16 protein-coding genes are annotated in these 18,331 nt (G+C 68.4%); 13 read left to right on the plus strand and 3 right to left on the minus strand.

Annotation, left to right across the window (positions count from 1 at the left end):
* Positions 1-13: 13 nt before the first annotated feature.
* The 8 genes from VGV37_RS24460 (at position 14) to VGV37_RS24495 (ending at position 8,246) form a co-directional block, all read left to right on the plus strand.
* On the plus strand, positions 14-172 hold the full coding sequence (locus VGV37_RS24460) for a hypothetical protein (protein ID WP_326882429.1): 159 nt from the start codon (positions 14-16) through the stop codon (positions 170-172).
* A gap of 191 nt (positions 173-363) precedes the next feature.
* Positions 364-1,557: an aminotransferase class I/II-fold pyridoxal phosphate-dependent enzyme gene (locus VGV37_RS24465; protein ID WP_326882406.1), complete on the plus strand. Its 1,194-nt coding sequence runs from the start codon at positions 364-366 to the stop codon at positions 1,555-1,557.
* Positions 1,558-1,597: 40 nt separating this feature from the next.
* Entirely contained in the window at positions 1,598-4,054 is a 2,457-nt protein-coding gene (locus tag VGV37_RS24470) for a DNA translocase FtsK (RefSeq protein ID WP_326882430.1), read from the plus strand.
* Positions 4,055-4,156: 102 nt separating this feature from the next.
* A complete protein-coding gene (locus VGV37_RS24475) occupies positions 4,157-4,816 on the plus strand; it encodes an outer membrane lipoprotein carrier protein LolA (RefSeq protein ID WP_326882407.1) in 660 nt (219 codons plus the stop codon).
* Between the two features lie 39 nt (positions 4,817-4,855).
* A complete protein-coding gene (locus VGV37_RS24480) occupies positions 4,856-5,623 on the plus strand; it encodes a gamma-glutamyl-gamma-aminobutyrate hydrolase family protein (protein ID WP_326882408.1) in 768 nt (255 codons plus the stop codon).
* Positions 5,624-6,001: 378 nt separating this feature from the next.
* Positions 6,002-6,685 (plus strand): fumarylacetoacetate hydrolase family protein, encoded by a 684-nt coding sequence (locus VGV37_RS24485; RefSeq protein ID WP_326882409.1) that lies wholly within the window; start codon positions 6,002-6,004, stop codon positions 6,683-6,685.
* A gap of 83 nt (positions 6,686-6,768) precedes the next feature.
* Positions 6,769-7,569 carry an exodeoxyribonuclease III gene (gene xth, locus VGV37_RS24490; RefSeq protein WP_326882410.1) on the plus strand — a complete coding sequence of 267 codons (801 nt, stop codon included), beginning with the start codon at positions 6,769-6,771 and terminating at the stop codon, positions 7,567-7,569.
* A complete protein-coding gene (locus tag VGV37_RS24495; protein WP_326882411.1) occupies positions 7,566-8,246 on the plus strand; it encodes an HAD-IA family hydrolase in 681 nt (226 codons plus the stop codon). Before xth ends, VGV37_RS24495 begins: the two co-directional genes overlap by 4 nt.
* Here VGV37_RS24495 and VGV37_RS24500 read toward each other — a convergent pair.
* The 3 genes from VGV37_RS24500 to VGV37_RS24510 are packed head-to-tail and all read right to left on the minus strand — an operon-like array spanning position 8,236 to position 12,888.
* Positions 8,236-9,648: a serine hydrolase domain-containing protein gene (locus VGV37_RS24500; protein WP_326882412.1), complete on the minus strand. Its 1,413-nt coding sequence runs from the start codon at positions 9,646-9,648 to the stop codon at positions 8,236-8,238. The genes VGV37_RS24495 and VGV37_RS24500 overlap by 11 nt on opposite strands.
* A gap of 4 nt (positions 9,649-9,652) precedes the next feature.
* Positions 9,653-10,147 (minus strand): cyclic nucleotide-binding domain-containing protein, encoded by a 495-nt coding sequence (locus tag VGV37_RS24505; RefSeq protein ID WP_326882413.1) that lies wholly within the window; start codon positions 10,145-10,147, stop codon positions 9,653-9,655.
* Positions 10,144-12,888: an ABC transporter ATP-binding protein gene (locus VGV37_RS24510; protein ID WP_326882414.1), complete on the minus strand. Its 2,745-nt coding sequence runs from the start codon at positions 12,886-12,888 to the stop codon at positions 10,144-10,146. The genes VGV37_RS24505 and VGV37_RS24510 overlap by 4 nt, the downstream gene beginning before the upstream one ends.
* A 72-nt stretch (positions 12,889-12,960) precedes the next feature.
* Here VGV37_RS24510 and VGV37_RS24515 point away from each other — a divergent pair, with 72 nt between their 5' ends.
* The 5 genes from VGV37_RS24515 to VGV37_RS24535 are packed head-to-tail and all read left to right on the plus strand — an operon-like array spanning position 12,961 to position 18,269.
* Positions 12,961-14,196, plus strand: a complete 1,236-nt coding sequence (locus tag VGV37_RS24515; protein ID WP_326882415.1) for a glycosyltransferase family protein — start codon at positions 12,961-12,963, stop codon at positions 14,194-14,196.
* On the plus strand, positions 14,193-15,458 hold the full coding sequence (locus tag VGV37_RS24520; RefSeq protein ID WP_326882416.1) for a glycosyltransferase family 4 protein: 1,266 nt from the start codon (positions 14,193-14,195) through the stop codon (positions 15,456-15,458). Before VGV37_RS24515 ends, VGV37_RS24520 begins: the two co-directional genes overlap by 4 nt.
* Positions 15,431-16,549, plus strand: a complete 1,119-nt coding sequence (locus VGV37_RS24525; RefSeq protein ID WP_326882417.1) for a glycosyltransferase family 4 protein — start codon at positions 15,431-15,433, stop codon at positions 16,547-16,549. Before VGV37_RS24520 ends, VGV37_RS24525 begins: the two co-directional genes overlap by 28 nt.
* Entirely contained in the window at positions 16,546-17,130 is a 585-nt protein-coding gene (locus VGV37_RS24530) for a histidine phosphatase family protein (protein WP_326882418.1), read from the plus strand. Before VGV37_RS24525 ends, VGV37_RS24530 begins: the two co-directional genes overlap by 4 nt.
* Positions 17,127-18,269, plus strand: a complete 1,143-nt coding sequence (locus tag VGV37_RS24535; RefSeq protein ID WP_326882419.1) for a glycosyltransferase family protein — start codon at positions 17,127-17,129, stop codon at positions 18,267-18,269. Before VGV37_RS24530 ends, VGV37_RS24535 begins: the two co-directional genes overlap by 4 nt.
* The last annotated feature ends 62 nt before the right edge of the window (positions 18,270-18,331 follow it).

Raw genomic sequence — 18,331 nt, forward strand, 5'->3', positions numbered from 1 at the left:
CCCGGGCCAGATCCTGACCCAGCTCGAGGGCATCGCCTTCACCGTCGTCTATTGCGCCATCGCAAGCTTCGTCATCCTCAAGGTCCTCGACATCGTCATGGGCCTGCGCGTCGACGAGGAAATCGAGCGCGATGGGCTCGATCTGGCCTTGCATGGCGAGACGATCCAGTAACGGAACTCCCCTCCGGTCCTGTCCCTGGACCCCAGAAGTGTGATGATCGGCGCCCCCGCTACGGCAGGGGCGCCGATTTTCGTCTCGCCAGTTTCCGGCTTTGGCTTTAGAATCCCCTTGAAGAGTCTGGGCTAGGGCTGTGATTCGACTTGCAGTCGATGCGGCACGTCTTGCCCGATCGAGAGGGATGAGTGTTGATCAACGAGCGCCTTGACCGGCTCGGCGAGAATCCGTTCACGCGACTGAATGCGCTGCTGGCACCGATCACGCCGCGCGCCAACGAGCGGCCCGTGCTGCTGTCGGTCGGCGAACCCCAGCATGCGCCGCCGGCGTTTCTGGCCGAGACCATCACGGCGAACGGCGATCTGTGGAACCGCTATCCGCCGGTCACCGGCACCGACGAATATCGCCTGGCGGTCACCCAGTGGCTGACGCGTCGCTATCGCCTGAAGCCCGGCGCACTCGATCCGGCGCGCCATGCGCTGATCCTGTGCGGCACCAAGGAAGGGCTCTATCTCGCGACCCAATTGGCGGTGCCGCAGGTCGAGACCGGCCGGAAGCCGGTCGTGCTGCTGCCGAACCCGTTTTACCTGGTCTATCGCGGCGCGGCCGCCATGGCGGGCGCCGAGATCCAGCCGATGCCGGCGACCCGGGCGACCGGCTTCCTGCCCGATTTCGATGCAATCCCGCCGGCGACCCTGGAGCGGACCTCGCTCGCGTTCCTGTGCAGCCCGGCCAACCCGCAGGGCGCCGTCGCCGGCCTCGATTATCTGAAACGGGCGATCCTGCTGGCCCGCGAGTATGATTTCATCCTGGTCGTCGACGAATGCTATTCGGAGATCTGGGATAAGGCGCCGCCGGTCGGCGCGCTCGAGGCTTGCCAGGCGCTGGGCGACGGCTTCGCCAACGTGCTGGTATTCCACAGCCTGTCGAAGCGGTCCAATGCCGCCGGCCTGCGCTGCGGCTTCGTCACCGGCGACGAGAAGCTGCTGGCCCGTTTCCAGACCTTCCGCAGCTTCGGTGCGGCGCAGGTGCCGATGCCGCTCCAGGCCGGCGCCGCCGCGCTGTGGCGCGAGGAGACCCATGTCGAGGCCAACCGGGCGCTTTATCGCTCGAAATTCGACATCGCCGAACGGATTCTGGGCGGCCGTCACGGTTTCTACCGGCCGCAGGGGGGCTTCTTCCTGTGGCTGGAGGTCGGCGACAGCGAGGCTGCGGCCCGGCGCCTGTGGCAGGAGGCGGCGATCAAGGCCCTGCCCGGCAACTATATCGGCGTGCCCGACGAGAGCGGCCATAACCCGGGCGACGGCTTCCTGCGGGTCGCCCTGGTCCACGACGACGCGACCTTGACCGGGGCGCTCGAACGGTTGGCGCAGGTCCTGTGATGATGTGCGCTCTGAGGGAGATCCGCCGGTGAAGATCGCCATGGCCAACCTGACGGCCACGCTCGACAAGACCCGGGACAAGACGCGCGATCCGGGCGTGAAGGAATTCCTGCGCCGCCGCGCCAACGAATTGGCGGGCGGCGCGATGTTCGTCGCCAGCATCATCCTGTTCCTGATCCTGGCGACCTACGACCATGGCGATCCGTCGTGGAACCAGGCGGTCGACAGGGTGCCGGCCAATTTCGGCGGCCAGTCCGGTGCCATCCTGGCCGACGTGCTGATCCAGAGCGTCGGCGTCGCGAGCGTGCTGGTGCCGACGGTCGTGGCGATCTGGTCGCTGCGCCTGCTGCTGCAATTGCCGATCCGCCGGGTCTGGCTGCGCCTGACCCTGCTGCCCGTCCTGATGGTCGCCGCCGCCCTCAGCCTCGGCATCCTGCCCGGCAGCCTGGGCGGCGTCATCGGCCGGCTGTTCTGGCTCAAGGTCGGTCTCGGCCCGCTGACCGGCCCGGTCGGCGCCGCGATCGGTGGCCTGGTGTCGCTGGGCCTGATCTATGTGCTGGGCCTGACCCGCGGCGAATGGCGCGAGGTCGGGCGGGGCGCCGGCAAGATGGCCAGCGCGTCGCGTCTGGGCGGCCAAGTCGTGGCCAAGGCCGGCGGCAAGGTCGGGCTGTTCACCTGGAACTGGGGTCGCAGCCTGGCCGATTCGAGCCGGCGCCAGGTCGGTGGCCTGGGCGTGGAGCGGGTGCCGCGTGAACCGGCGATCCGGGTCCGGCGTCCGTCCGGCGACGAACAGCCGGCACCGCTCGAACGGCGCGAGCCGACGCTCGGCGAACCCGGCACCCATCATCCGGCACCGCGCGAGCCTGTGATGGGCACCCGGCGCGAGCTGGCGCCCGGCGTGGTCGCGCCCAAGCCGGCCGCCCCCCTGCCCGCCAAGCGCGCCGAGCAATCGCGCCAGCCGAGCCTGGATCTGGAACCGCAGAACCAGTACGACCTTCCGCCGCTCGACCTCTTGGCACCGGTGCCGCCCAGCCGCGGCCTCAGCGGCCCGAACGAAGAGGCGCTGCAGCAGAACGCGCTGCTGCTGCTGAACGTGCTCGAGGATTTCGGCGTCAAGGGCGAGATCGTCAAGGTCCGGCCCGGCCCGGTCGTCACGCTGTACGAGCTGGAGCCGGCGCCCGGCACCAAATCCTCGCGCGTCATCGGCTTGGCCGACGACATCGCCCGCTCGATGAGCGCCGTGTCGGTGCGCGTCGCGGTCGTGCCTGGCCGCAACGTCATCGGCATCGAGCTGCCGAACGCGAAGTCGGAGACGGTCTACCTGCGCGAGTTGCTGGCATCGGACGCCTACGAGCGCTCGTCGGCCAAGCTCAGCCTGGTGCTGGGCAAGGACATCGGCGGCGCGCCGATCGTGGCCGACCTCGCCAAGATGCCCCATCTGCTGATCGCCGGCACGACCGGCTCGGGCAAGTCGGTCGGCATCAACACCATGATCCTGTCCGTGCTGTACCGGATGCCGCCGGATCAGTGCAAATTCATCATGATCGATCCGAAGATGCTGGAACTGTCGATCTACGACGGCATCCCGCATCTGCTGGCGCCCGTGGTGACCGATCCGAAGAAAGCGGTCGTGGCGCTGAAATGGACGGTGCGGGAGATGGAGAACCGCTACCGCGCCATGTCCAAGCTGGGCGTGCGCAACATCGAAGGCTACAACGCGCGGCTGGCCGAGGCGCGCGGACGCGGCGAGGCCCTGTCGCGGCGGATCCAGACCGGCTTCGATCCGGAGAGCGGCGAGCCGCAGTTCGAGGACCAGGCGCTCGATTCCAATCCGCTGCCATTCATCGTCGTCGTGGTCGATGAGATGGCCGACCTGATGCTGGTCGCCGGCAAGGACATCGAGGCCGCGATCCAGCGCCTGGCCCAGATGGCGCGCGCCGCCGGCATCCACATCATCATGGCGACCCAGCGCCCGTCGGTCGACGTCATTACCGGCACGATCAAGGCGAATTTCCCGACCCGCATCAGCTTCCAGGTCACGTCCAAGATCGACAGCCGCACCATCCTCGGCGAATCCGGCGCCGAGCAGCTGCTGGGCCGCGGCGACATGCTGTACATGGCGGGCGGCGGCCGCATCACCCGCGTCCACGGTCCGTTCTGCTCGGACGGCGAAGTTGAGGCCGTGGTCAATTTCCTGAAGAGCCAGGGTCAGCCGAGCTATATCGAGGAAGTGACCGAGGACGATCAGAGCGACGACGGCGGCGAGGCGGCGGCCGAGGCCGGCAGCGACGGCGGCGATGGCTCCAACGACCTCTACGACAAGGCGGTGGCGCTGGTGACGCGCGAGAAGAAGGCGTCGACCAGCTTCGTCCAGCGCCATCTGCAGATCGGCTACAACCGGGCCGCGCGCATTATGGAACGCATGGAACAGGAGGGCGTTGTCAGCCAGTCGAACCATGTCGGCAAGCGCGAAGTGCTGGCGCCCCCGCCCCGCTGACCCGGACCGTCGGCGACATCGCCCTTGCATCGACATAATCGGCCCGCCAAATCAGGGGCACCCATCCCTCTTTCCCGGAATCATCGGAGCGGTCGAGACATCATGCCCACCCCGAGGCCGCTATCCCGCCGGGCGCTGTTGCGCGGCGCCGCCTTCATCGCGCTCGCGGTCGCCATCGGGCCTCATCTGGCATTCGCCGCGGCACCGGTCGCCGCCACCTTGACGGCCCAGGACCAGGCCGACCTGAAGCGGGTCGAGGTCTATCTCGACGGCATCAAGACCATGCAGGCGCTGTTTCAGCAGACCAACCCGGACGGCTCGACCGCCGAGGGCGAACTGTTCATGTCGCGCCCCGGCAAGCTGCGGTTCGAATATCAGCCCCCGGTCCAGATGTTCATCGTGTCGGACGGCAACTACGTCGCGGTCGATGATCTGGAACTGAAGAATGTGCAGTTCTTCCCGGTCGAATCGACGCCGGTCTGGTTCCTGTTGCGTGAGGCGATCAAGCTGTCGGGCGACGTGACCGTGACCCGGTTCGAGCGCGGCCCGAAAAGCCTGCGCGTCACTTGCGTCCAGACCAAGGATCCCGGCAATGGCGGGATCACGCTGGTGTTCCAGGACGATCCGCTGGTGTTGAAACAATGGATCGTGCTCGACCCGCAGCATCGCGTGACCACCGTGGCCCTGGTCGACCCGCGTCAGGGCGTGCCGCTGAAGCCCGAGATGTTCTATCTTCCGACCAATACCCACGACCGCGGCTGATCGTCCGCGACCGCCACCGACCGACACCGGAATCCGCCGATGACCCTGCCCCTGATCGCCATTCCCTGCTGCCGCCAGATGTCCGACCAGCATGCCATCCACATGGTCGGCGAGAAATACATCCTGGCCGGGCTCGAGGCGGCCGGGTGCCTGCCGGTGCTGATCCCCGCCCTGGGCGATCGCCTCGATCTGACCGACCTGATCGGTCGATTCGACGGGTTGCTGTTGACCGGCAGCCCGTCCAACGTCGAGCCCCATCATTACGATGGCCCGGCACCGCCCGCCGACAACCTGATCGACCCGGATCGGGATGCGACGACCCTGCCGCTGATCCGGGCCGCCGTCGCGGCTCGCGTGCCGGTGCTGGGCATCTGCCGCGGGCACCAGGAATTGAACGTGGCGCTGGGCGGCAGCCTGCATCAGGAGGTGCAAGAGATCGCCGGCCGGATGGACCATCGTTCGGACAAGGTGGGCACGGCCGAGCATAAATACCGGATCGTCCACCCGGTTACGCTGGTCCCGGGCGGATTGTTCGAACGCCTGGCCGGATCGGCCAGCCTGGAAGTCAATTCACTGCATGGCCAGGGCATCGACCGCCCGGCGCCTGGCCTTGCCACCGAAGCGCTGGCCCCGGACGGGCAGATCGAGGGCGTTCGGCTGGAAGGGGCCGATTTCGTCGTCGGCGTACAGTGGCATCCGGAATGGCGCACGCTCGAAAATGCGTTTTCAGTCAAGCTGTTCGAGGCCTTTGGCGCGGCCTGTGCGCGCCGGGCCCGCGGTCGCGCGGGGATCGATCGCGCCGCCTGAAAGGGATGGATCGGGGGTAAACACCGGAGCGACCCATCGGTTTCATGCAGGACTAGGCCCCCCGGCATGCAACAAGCGCAGTTGTTGCAGCGGTGCGACACCCCAAATGTTTTTATGAAGTGATCGAGGACCTCGTTGTCCTGTACCCGAACTGGTTCCCCTGCCAACTCGGGCTCCCCCAACGGCACTTCACCCCCCCGACGCCCGGTCATCCCCCCTGACCGGGCGTCACCCTTTTCAGCCCCCTGCTTTTGCTCCGGATCGACGCCGCTTGGTCCCGGATGCAGGCGCTCGCACCCGACATTGGTTGATGCTGCTCCGGCGCCATGCTTTCATGCCGCCCGTGCGCCGCCGTTCCGCTTTCGCCCAGAGGTTTCCATGGCCTATGCCGTTCCAGCCCCCGCCCTCGTCACGGTTCCCGTCGTCGGCGGCGATCCCTTTCCGGTGCGCCGGATCTATTGCGTCGGCCGCAACTATGCCGCCCATGCCCGCGAGATGGGCACCGATCCCGATCGGGAGCCGCCGTTCTTCTTCATGAAGCCGGCCGACAGCATCCTGGCCAACCATTCGACGATGACCTATCCGCCCAAGACCAAGAACCTGCATCACGAGATCGAGCTGGTGGTGGCCATCGGCAAGCAGGGCAAGGACATCCCGGTCGCCGACGCGCTGGACCATGTCTACGGCTATGCCGTCGGCCTGGACATGACGCGGCGCGACCTGCAGAACGAGGCCAAGACGACCGGCCGCCCGTGGGAGATGGGCAAGGGCTTCGACCAGTCCGCCCCGATCGCGCCGATCCACAAGGCAAGCGACGTCGGCCATATCGACAAGGGCGCCATCTGGGTCAAGGTCAACGGCACGACCAAGCAGACCGGCGACATCTCGGACCTCATCTGGTCGGTCGCCGAGAGCGTGTCCTACCTCTCGGCCTTGATGGAGCTGTGCCCCGGCGACCTGATCTATTCCGGCACGCCGGAAGGCGTTGCCGCCGTCGTGCGCGGCGACAAGCTGGTCGGCCATGTCGACGGTCTGACGGACCTGGAAATCACCATCGGTTGACCGCCCTTCTTTTTGTCATGAACGGACGGCCGCGCGTGGATTGCGCGGCTGTGCCGCCCTGTCCGCCGCCTGGAGCAGCTGCTTTGAAAATCGCCACGTGGAACATCAATTCGGTTCGCCTGCGCCTGGCCAACGTCGAGCGGTTCCTCGCCGAATCGGACACGGACGTGCTGTGCCTGCAGGAGACCAAGACGGTCGACGACACGTTCCCCGCGGCGGCGCTCGCGGCGGCGGGGTACAAGCACCAGATGATCCACGGCCAGAAGAGCTACAACGGCGTCGCCATCGTCTCGCGCCTGCCGTTCGTCGCGACCGGCGATGCGTCGGGCTCGCGCGGCTGGTGCGGCAAGGAGGATTGCCGGCACATCTGGGCGCGGCTGGGCGACGGCACCGAGGTGCATAATTTCTACATTCCGGCCGGCGGCGACATTCCCGATCCGGCGGTGAACGACAAATTCGCCCACAAGCTGCAATTCCTGGACGAGGTCACGACCTGGCTGGCCGAACATACCGACCGGCGCAAGGCCGTTCTGGTCGGCGACCTGAACATCGCGCCGCTGGAGCATGACGTCTGGTCGCACAAGGCGCTGCTGGACGTGGTCAGCCACACGCCGATCGAGGTCGACAAGCTGAACCGGATGCAGCAGGCCGGCGGCTTCGTCGACGCGGTCCGCCATTTCACGCCCGCGGCCGAGAAGCTGTATTCCTGGTGGAGCTACCGGGCCAAGGATTGGAACGCCGCCGACAAGGGCCGCCGGCTCGACCATGTCTGGGTCACGCCCGACCTGATGGAGGGCCTGGCCAAGGCCGAGATCCACCGGCCGGTCCGCGGTTGGGTCCAGCCGTCCGACCATGCGCCGGTCACGGTGACCATCGGTTCATGAGTGCCGCCCCGATCGACCTGGTCATCTTCGATTGCGACGGCGTGCTGATCCGGACCGAGCAGCATTGCTGGACGGCCGATGCGGCCGCCTTCACCGCCGCCGGCATTCCGCTCGGCGAAGAAGAGGTCGCCCTCCGCTTCACCGGCATCGCGTTCCGCGACATGTATCGCACGCTCGAGCAGGAACATGGCGTGACCCTGCCGGCCGATTTTCACGAGCGGGTCGCGGAGACCATTCTCGCCGCCTGCGTCGCGGCCGGACCGGATCTGGCGGTACCGGGCGTGCGCGACGCCGTCGCCGCCATTCCGCAGGCGAAATGCGTCGCGTCCTCGTCGAACCCGGATTGGCTGGAGCGCTACCTGAGCCAGATCGGGCTGTGGCCCACCTTCGCGCCGAACGTGTTCAGCGCGGTCGAGGTCGCCCATGGCAAGCCGGCGCCCGATCTGTTCCTGCATGCCGCCCGGCGCATGAGTGTCGCGCCCGAGCGCTGCCTGGTGGTCGAGGACAGTGTACCGGGCGTGACGGGAGCCGCCGCCGCCGGCATGCGTGTGCTGGGCTTCACCCAGACCGCCTGGGATCCGCCGAGCCACGGACCGCGCCTGATGGCCGCCGGCGCCACGACCACCTTCGCCGACATGCGCGAGCTGCCGGGGCTGATCCGAGCCGCTACTTCCTGAGATCGGTGTTGCCGGCCGCGTGCATGGAGACGACCTTGCCGGCCGGGTCCAGGTCGAAGATCAGTTTCTCGCCGACGAGCGCGCCGGCGGTGAATTTGAACACGTTGCCGCCGGCAGGCTCGAGCGGGATGCGGGTGTGGGCGGGATCGCTGAAGCCGGCGTCCTGCCAGGCGAGCCGGCCGTCGGCCAGCACGATTTCCGAATCGCGGCCCTCGTTCGTGTAGCGGCCGACGAATTTCGACCAGGCCGGATCGGCCACGACCGGCGGGCGGCCGAGCGCGCTCGCCGCCATGACCGGCCCGACCAGCGCGGAAAACGCCTCGTCGACGAAGCGGGTCGGGCCATTTTCATCGGCATTGATCAGCACGATCACGCCGAGCTTGCTGACCGGATCGATGTCGAGGCGGCCGGCATAGCCGGCACCGCGTCCGGCATGGCCGATCCGGCTCTGCCCGGCCACGCGACGGATTTCGAAACCCAGGCCCTGGCCGCCCGACCAGTCGGGCAGCACCGCCTGCGCACGCAGCATCTCGCGCCGGGTCGCCGCCGACAGCACCGGCGAGTCCGCCTCGGACAGGAAGAAGGCTGCGAAGCGCCCGAGGTCGGCCGCGGTCGAGATCACGCCGGCCGCTCCATACATGCCGCCCATTTTCATGAAGGCGCGCGGCGCGCGCGCGCCGTCGGACTGGCGATAGCCATAGCCGACCGCGATGCCCTTCAAGTCCTCCGGCGGATTGACCAGGGTATGGGTCATGCCGAGCGGCTGGGCGATGTGCCGCAGCACGTAATCCTCGAACCGCTCGTCCGACACCGCCTTCACCAGTTGGCCCAGGATGGCGTAGCCGAGATTGGAATATTTCCACTGGGTCTCGGGCGGGATCGCCGGCTCCTGGTGGTCGAGGTCAGCCATCAGCTGGTCGCGGGACGGCATGACCCGCTCCTGCCAGGAGGTGCCGAGCGGTTCGCGCGGCAGGCCGCCCAGCTGCAGCAGCAGCTCGCGGATCGTGACCGTCGGATGGGGCACGCCGGCCAGGCGGAACGTCGTCAGGTGCAGCTGCACCGGGTCGTCCAGGTTCAGCAGCCCGGCATCGCGCAGCTGCATGATGGCGACGGCGGTGAACAGCTTGGTGATCGAGGCGACGCGGAATTGCGTGTTCTCGCTCACTGCCACGCCACCCGCGTGGTCGGCCTCGCCATAGGAATGGATCCAGAGCGGCGTCTGGTCATGGATCACCGCGACCGCCATGCCGGGGAAGCCGCGCTTGGCCACTTCACTGCCCAGGGTCTGCTCCAGACCCTGCACCGCCGCCAGCACTTTGGGATCGGTGGCGATTGGATCGGCGGCGCGCGCGGAGGGCGCGAGCGCCAGCAGGGCGGCGAGAGCGAGGGTGAACCGCTTCATGCGCTCAACCCTCGACCGGATGGGGTTTGGCGAGCTCGACGTCCGCCCCCTGCTTCTCTGCCAGCACCCGGCGCAGTTGGGCCGTCGTGTTCTCCAGGCGCTGCGCGATCACCCGCATGATGGTGAGCGACATCTTCGGAAAGTCGGTCAGCAGGCGGAAGAACAGCTCCTTGGAAATGCGCAGGGTGACGACCCGCGACCGGGCGCGGATCGACGCGGTGCGCGGCACGTCGCACAGGATCGCGATCTCTCCGACGAATTCGTTGCGGCCGACCCGGGCCACGGCACGGGCACCACCCGGGCCGTCGATCAGCACCTCGGCATCGCCTTCCATGATGATATAGGCGGCATCGCCCATGTCGCCCTGGTGAAACACGTATTGTTCCGGGTCGAACGTCACCCGCTCGCTGGTGAACGCGATCAGCTTGAGCTTCGCCGGCTCGATGTCGGCGAACAACGGGACACGACGCAACATTTCGACTTCTTCGAGCAGGCTCATGTTTCCGCCTCAATCAGCTGCGTCAGCGACGATTCGGGACGATCGAGTTCGACGAAGCTGCCGTGCTCGACCACCCGGCCGGCCTCCATCACGACGACATGGTCGAAATGGCGGGCGAAGCGGGCGCGTTGCAGCACCACGATCATCGCCACATCCTTGCATTGCTCCTGGAGCGCCGCCAGGATTTGCTGCTGCGCCGCCGGGTCGAGCACGGCCACCGCCTCGTTCAGGATCAGCAGGTCCGGGCGTTTGATCATCGCCCGCGCGATCGCCGCCTTCTGGCGCTGGGTCGCGGTCAGGCGCGAACCGGCGCTGCCGACCTGGTAATCGAGGCCCACCTCGCTGACGATCGGACACAGACCCATCCGGTCGAGCACCTGGGTGACCAGGACCTGGACCCGCGCCGTACCCTGCGCCGCATCGAACGCGACCGAGCCGAACAGCACGTTCTCGAGGATCGTCGCCGAACCATTATAGCGGTCCGGGTCGAAGAATTCGATCTTGGAACGCAACGGGTCGGGCAGATCGGCGCGGAACACCGCGCGCGCCTCGACCACACGCAGCCGCAGCGCTTCGTCGATCAGGCCCAGGCGATGCCGGGTCTCGACCAGGCGGAACGGCAGCGCGATCAGCTTGACCCGGTCGGCGGCCTTCAGCCGGCCGACGCCGGCCAAGGTGACCCGGTTGAGGATCGCCCGGTAATCCGGCAGCTCGTCATGGGCAATGAAGCTGAATTGGTCGAAGAACTCGTGGCCCGGCGCCAGGTCGGCAAACAGTTCGAGCATGGTCTCGGCGACCTTGAGGCCGGTCGCGATCAGGTCCTGGGTCAGCCCGACCTTGTCCAGGACCTGCTGGACGTAGGGATTTTCGGCCAGGTGCGTCGACGCGAAGGTCGCATCGGTCGGTGTGCCGAACAGCAGGTTGTCGCCGAACGAGAGGTTGGTGTTGTAGTGGTCGATCTCGAACCGCTCGACCAGCTGGTCCATGCTCGCCTCGGTCAGCTGCGTGGCCAGGGCCTTGCGCGCTTCGACGAAGCCCGCAGCGGCCTCCGGCCGGGCTTTGGCGTTGAGCCGGCCGCGCAAGCCCAGGCGATAGACGTCGTCCTCCAGGTCGACGATGCCCACGACTTCGAGCAGGCGCTGGGTCAGGGCCGACGGCTCCGCGATGGCGGCCCGCTCGTAATCGACCCAGTCGGCCTGGATATCGTAATCGAGATTGCCGGCCCGGCTCGATTCGAACAGCACCTTCTGCCGGCGCTTCGCCGTCGCGGCATCGCACTGCGGCCGCACCACGGGCCGGTGTTTCAGCCCGAACAGCAGATTGTCCCGGATGCTGGAGGCGAACAGGCCGGCGGTCGAGCCGACATAGGCGATGCGCCGCCCGGTGATCGCATAGGGCAGCTGGTTTAAATCCTGGCCGCCCATCATGATGCGACCGGCGGTCGGAACCAGCAGACGGGCCAGCAGCATGGCGAGTTCGCCCTTGCCGGACGTCCCGTTGCCGACGATCGCGATCTTGGGCCCGAGCGGCAGCGTCAGGTCGATGCCGTCCAGGATATGCGCGCGGTCGTCCTCGCTGTAGCTCAGGCCGGTGATCGCGATCTCGTCGGTCAGGTGCGCAATCGTATCCGGCTCGGTCAGCTGCAACGTGCGGTCGATCAGGCCGGGCGGCTGGAACTGTTCGACGACCTGTTCGTACTTGATCCGGCTGTCTTCCTTGGTCTGGTAGAAATCCAGCAATTCCTTCCAGGGCGCCGCCAGGTCCTTGTAGGCGGACAGCACGGCCACGAGCGAGCCGAACGACAGCTGGCCGCGGATCACCAGGTAGCCGCCGATCGAATAGAAGAAGAACGGCGTCAGCTGATTGATCATGTTGTTGAGGAATTTGACGAAGAACTTGCGCTGGTAGATCTCGAACCGGATCTCGTAGATGCGACCCAGCCGCTCGGCGAAATCGGCCAGCTGCAGCCGGGCCGAATCGTTGGCGTGGATCTCCTGGATGCCGCCGACCGACTCGCCGACCCGGTCGGCCAGCGTCCGGATGGTGCGCACCCGCTGTTTTCCCAGCTGATTGACCTTGCGCTGCAGCTTGGGGATCACGTAGCCCTGCAGCGGATAGAGCGCCACGGCCGCCGCACCCAGCACCGGATCCTGCACGAACAGGAAGAAGATGGCAGTCAGCAGGGTCCCGCCTTGCTGCGCCGGCAGCGCGAAGGCATCGCCGATGAAGCCGCCCAGCGGCTCGACCTCGGACGTGATCATCGGAATGAGTTCGCCCGGCGAGGTCCGCCGGAACTGCAGCAGGGGAAAGCGCAGGATGCGGTGATAGAGCTCGAACCGCAGGCGCCGCAGCATCCGCTCGCCCAGGCGGCCCTTCAGCACGTTGATCCAATATTTGAACCCGCCATTGACGATGACGAGCGCCAGGAACAGGCCGCATAGCACGGCCAGATAGCTGGTCTGGTCGAAATGCCAGCCGGCGATATGCTCGCGCAGGCCCTTGCCGTTGATGGCATTGACGATCGTCTTGGGCAGATCGAGCGAAAGATAGTAGAAGGGCAGAGAGAGGGCGGTCAGCGCCAGAACGACAAGCTGGTCTCGGAGGCTGTATCGTAGGATGAATCCATAGATGGATTTTTCCATCGGCTGCGACGCGGAAATGGGTTCGATCGCAGGCGATGCCGCGGCCTCGACGGGTCGCGGTCCGGAAATTCGTTCGATCGTGGCGGGATGGTCCGTCATGAAATGCTGGTATCCGGGCGGCCTGAGCTATGCGATGGTCGCTCGCCCGCCGAAGTGCCTCCGACGGTCAAGATGTTGTCTCCTCGTCCACACAAGCGCGTCCTGATCTATAGCCACGACAGCATGGGCCTCGGTCACCTGAGGCGCTGCCGGACCATCGCGCATGCATTGGTCGATGCCGATCCACGACTTTCCGTCCTGATCCTATCGGGTTCGCCGATCATCGGCAGCTTCGATTTCCGCACCCGGGTCGATTTCGTCCGTGTGCCCGGGGTCATCAAGCTGCGGAACGGCTCCTATACGTCGCTCAACCTGCCTTTCGCGATCGAAGAAACGCTGGAGATGCGCGCGTCGATCATGCGCCATACCGCGGCGATCTTCGATCCCGACCTGTTCATCGTCGACAAGGAGCCGCTGGGCCTGCGCGGCGAGGTCCGGCCGACCTTGGAGCTGATGCGCGACCGCGGCGTGCCGTCGGTGCTGGGCCTGCGCGACATCATGGACGATCCGGGCCAGCTCGAAGAGGAATGGGAGCGCAAGCACGTGATGCCGGCGCTGGAAGAGCTTTACGAGCAGATCTGGGTCTATGGACTGCCGGAGATCTGCGACCCGCTCGAGGGCCTCGCCGTGCCGCCGTCGGTGCGCGACAAGATGCGCTACACCGGCTACCTGAAGCGCAGCGCGCCGACGCTCGCCACGGCGGGCGTCACCGCGCCGTTCGACGAGCCCTACCTGCTGGTCACGCCCGGCGGCGGCGGCGACGGCGAGACCATGATCGATTGGGTGATCTCGGCCTACGAGGCGACCGACGACCTGCCCTGGCCGGCCTTGATCGTGTTCGGTCCGTTCATGTCGACGGAGCGCCAGGCTGCGTTCACGGCGCGCGTTGCGGCCCAGCCGCGGCTGTCGGCGATCACGTTCGACGCCCGGCTGGAACGGCTGGTGCAGGATGCCGCCGGCATCGTCGCCATGGGCGGCTACAATACGTTCTGCGAGATCCTGTCGTTCGACAAGAAGGCGCTGATCGTGCCCCGGACCGAACCGCGGCTCGAACAGTTCCTGCGCGCCGAGCGGGCGCAGCAGCTGGGCCTGTCGCGCATGCTGGAGAACGACGACATCCGCGCGCCCGCGGCCATGATCGAGGCGCTGCAGCGCTTGCCGGACCAGCCGGTGCCGTCGGCCCGCTATGTCGAGGGACTGCTGGGCGGGCTCGACGAGGTCAACCGCCTGGCGCTGGGCCTGATCGATCGCCCTGCCGAGATCCGCCCGCCGGTGACGGCACGCCGCCAGGCCCGTCCGTCCGCATGAGGCGGATCGCCGTCGTCGTCAAAGGCTATCCAAGACTGAGCGAGACCTTCATCGCCCAGGAGATCCGGGCGCTGGAGCAGGCCGGGCTGGCACTGGAGCTGGTGTCGCTGCGACGGCCGACCGACCGGAGCACCCATCCGATCCATCGCGAGATCGCGGCCCCGGTAAATTACCTGCCGGAATATCTGCACGAGGCACCGGGCCGTGTGTTCCGCGCCTGGCGCCTGGCGCGGCGGCTGCCGGCCTATCGCGCGATGCGCGCCGCGTTCCTCCGCGACCTCCGGCGCGATCCCACACGCAACCGCCTGCGTCGCTGGGGCCAGGCCTTGGTGCTGGCCGCGGAACTGCCTGCGGCCGTCGACATGATCTACGCTCATTTCCTGCACACGCCGGCCTCCGTCGCGCGCTACGCGGCCGGGCTGCGGGGCCTCGACTGGGCGGTCTCGGCCCATGCCAAGGACATCTGGACCACGCCCGATTGGGAAAAGCGCGAGAAGCTGGCCGATTGCGCCTGGGCCACGACCTGCACCGCCGTCGGCCGCGATCACCTGGCAAGCCTGAGTCCCGCCGGCAAGACGGTTTTTCTGGGCTATCACGGCCTCGATTTCCGCCGCTTCCCCGTCGCCCCCGCCCGCGATGATGCGCGCGACGGCAGCGATCCGAACCGGCCGGTCCGGCTGCTGTCGGTCGGTCGCGCGGTCGCGAAGAAGGGCTATCCGGACCTGCTCGACGCGCTTGCCCGCCTGCCGGCCGACCGGCATTGGCAGCTCGTCCATATCGGCGGCGGAACGGATGCCGCGGCGCTGAAAACCCGGGCCGCGGCGCTTGGCCTGGCCGATCGGATCGACTGGCGCGGTGCCGCGGCCCAGGAAGAGGTGCTGGCCGCCTATCGGGCCGCCGACCTGTTCGTGCTGGCGAGCCGCATCGCCGCGGACGGCGACCGCGATGGCCTGCCCAACGTGCTGATGGAAGCGCAGAGCCAGCGTCTCGCTTGCCTCGCCACACGGGTGGCGGCAATTCCGGAGCTGATCGAGGCCGATCGCACCGGCCTGCTGGTCGCACCGGGCGATCCCGCGGCGCTGGCCGCCGCCCTCGAACGCTTGATCCGCGAACCCGTGCTGCGCGAACGCCTGGCCGCCGCCGGCCAGGCGCGGGTGCGCGAACGGTTCGGTTTCCAAGCGACGGTCGATCGCCTGACCGGCCTGCTGGGCGGCCCGATCCCGAGCGAGGCAGCATGCGCGTCGGCTTCTACGCGCCGCTGAAGCCGCCCGACCATCCGGTTCCGTCGGGTGATCGGCTGGTGGCCAGGCTGTTGATCCAGGCCCTGGAAATGGCCGGCCTCGAGGTGGCGGTGATGAGCCGGTGCCGCAGCCGCGACGGTCTGGGCGATCCCGCTCGCCAGGCCCGGCTGGCACGGCTCGGCCACCGCCAAGTCGATCGCATCCTGGATCGCGCAGCGCCGCCGGACCTATGGTTCACCTATCACCTGTATCACAAGGCGCCGGACCTGATCGGCCCGGCCGTCGCCGCACGGCTGGGCATCCCCTACGTCGTGGCCGAGGCGTCGTCCGCGCCGAAGCAGGCAGCGGGCCCCTGGGCAGCGGGGCATGCCGCCGTGGCCGCGGCGCTGGGCCGGGCCGCCGCCGTCATCGGGCTCAATCCGGCGGATGCGCCCTGCGTTCTGCCGCTGCTGGCCGACCCTGCACGTTATCATGCCCTGCGCCCGTTTCTCGACCTCGCACCGTTCGACGCGGCGCGGGAGCAGCGCCTCCTGACCCGGGCGAGCCTCGCCGCGCAACATTGCCTGGACCCGGACCGGCCGTGGCTGATTGCGGTCGCCATGATGCGGCCGGGCGACAAGCTCGCCTCGTATCGCCTGCTCGGCGCGGCCCTGAGCCGGATCCAGGACCGGCCCTGGCAGCTGCTGGTCGTCGGCGACGGCGAGGCCCGTGCGGAGGTCGAGGCGGCCCTCGCCCCCGTGGCGCGCCGCGTCGCCTGGCTGGGCGCCATGCCGCCGTGCCGGATCTCCGCGACGCTCGCCGCGGCGGACTGCCTGGTCTGGCCGGCGTTGCGCGAGGCCTGGGGCATGGCGCTGCTCGAGGCCGAGGCGGCCGGCCTGCCGGTCGTGGCCGGCCGGGTCGGCGGGGTGCCCTCGATCGTCGTCGAGGACGAAACCGGCCTGCTGGCGGCCGAGGGCGATGAGGTCGCGCTGGCGGGCGCGGTCGCCCGGCTGCTCGACGATCCCGATCTTCGCCGCGTGATGGGCCGGAACGCGCGCGCCCACGCCGCCGCCCATCACGGGTTGCCCACCGCCGCCCGGCGGCTGGACGCGATCCTGCGTGGCCTGCCATGACGCGGTTCGCCGTGATGCGCCATGCGCCGACCGAGTGGAACGACAGCCGACGCCTGCAGGGCCGATCGGATCCGCCGCTGAGTGCCGCCGGCCGAACCCTGGCCGCGCAATGGCGCCTGCCCGATGCGGTCGCCGGGTTTCACTGGCTGGCCAGTCCGCTCCGTCGCGCGATCGAAACGGCCGAGGTCCTGGCGATCCGGCCGACCGTCGAACCAATGCTGATCGAAATGGCCTGGGGTCGCTGGGAGGGCCGAACGCTGGCGGATCTCCGCGCGGCGGACCCCCCCGGCATGGCCGCGGCCGAAGCGGCTGGGCTCGATCTGCAACCGCCGGATGGCGAGAGCCCCCGCGCTGTCCAGCATCGGCTGCGTCCCCTGCTGGTGCGACTGGCGGCCGAGGGCCGGCCGACCGGCGCCGTCACGCACAAGGGCGTGCTGCGGGCGCTGCTGGCTCTCGCGACCGGCTGGGACATGCGGGACAAGGCGCCGGTCACGCTGCGGCCCGCGACGATCCACCTGTTCGAACTCGATGCCGCCGGATCACCGCATCTGGTCCAGGCCAACATCGGCCTCGACCGATGACCGCCCGCGTACTGATCCACGTCCAGCACCTGTTGGGCACCGGCCATCTGCAGCGCGCCGGGCTCATCGCCCGGGCACTGGTCGCCGAGGGCGCCGCCGTCACGCTGGTGACCGGCGGCATGCCCCTGCCCGGCTTCGGGCTGGACGGCGGCCGTGTCGTGCAATTGCCGCCGCTGCGGGCGACCGATGCCAGTTTCCGCACCTTGGTCGGCCTCGACGATCGGCCGCTCGACGCCGCGGTTCAGGCCGAGCGGCGGCAGCTGGTGCTCGATGCCTTCGCCCGAAGCCGGCCCGACATCGTCGTGACCGAGACCTACCCGTTCGGCCGCCGCGCCCTGCGGTTCGAACTGGAGCCGCTGATCGACGCCGTGCGGGCCGCCGTGCCCCGCCCGATCCTGGTCGCCTCGATCCGCGACATCCTGGTGGCGAAGGCCGATCCCGCGAAACGACGCGCCATGGTCGAGCGGTTTTGCGCCGACTACGACCGGGTGCTGGTCCATGCCGATCCCCGATTGATCCGGCTGGAGGCGAGCCTGCCGGAGGCGATCGAGCTGGCCGGGCGCATCCGCTATACCGGCTTCGTCGCGCCCGTCGCCGCGCCGCCCGGTCCCGAAATACCCCATGGCGAGGTCGTGGTGTCGGCCGGTGGCGGCGTAGTCGGTGCCGCCCTGCTGCAAGCCGCGCTCGCCGCCCGCCCGCTGACGCGCCATGCCGCGACATCCTGGCGGCTCATCACCGGGCGGAACCTGCCGGAGAGCGATTTCACCGCCCTGGTCCGGGCGGGCGGCGATGGCGTAACGGTCGAGCGGTTCCGCCCCGATCTGCCGGCCCTGTTCCGGCGCGCCGCCCTGTCGATCAGCCAGGCCGGCTACAATACCGCCGTCGAACTGCTGCAGGCACGGGTCCCCATGGTCCTGGTGCCGTTCGCCGAGGCCGCGGAAACCGAGCAGACGCTGCGCGCCCGCCTGCTGGCCGCGGCCGGCATGGCCCAGATGGTCGAGGCGGACGCGCTCGGTCCGCAAACGCTCGCCGCGGCGATCGATCGGGCCCAGTTGCCGCCGCCGCTCGCGGTAGATCTCGATGGCGCCGGGCACTCGGCACGGGCGATCTTGCAAATGGTCGCCGAAAGGACGCCATGAACAGCAGGAATTGCCGCCGATCCGTGTTAGAGAGAAAGTCGAAACGCCTGTTTCGACCGCCC

Origin of the sequence: Aliidongia sp., assembly GCF_035943795.1 — a bacterium.
Lineage (GTDB): Bacteria > Pseudomonadota > Alphaproteobacteria > ATCC43930 > CGMCC-115725 > Aliidongia.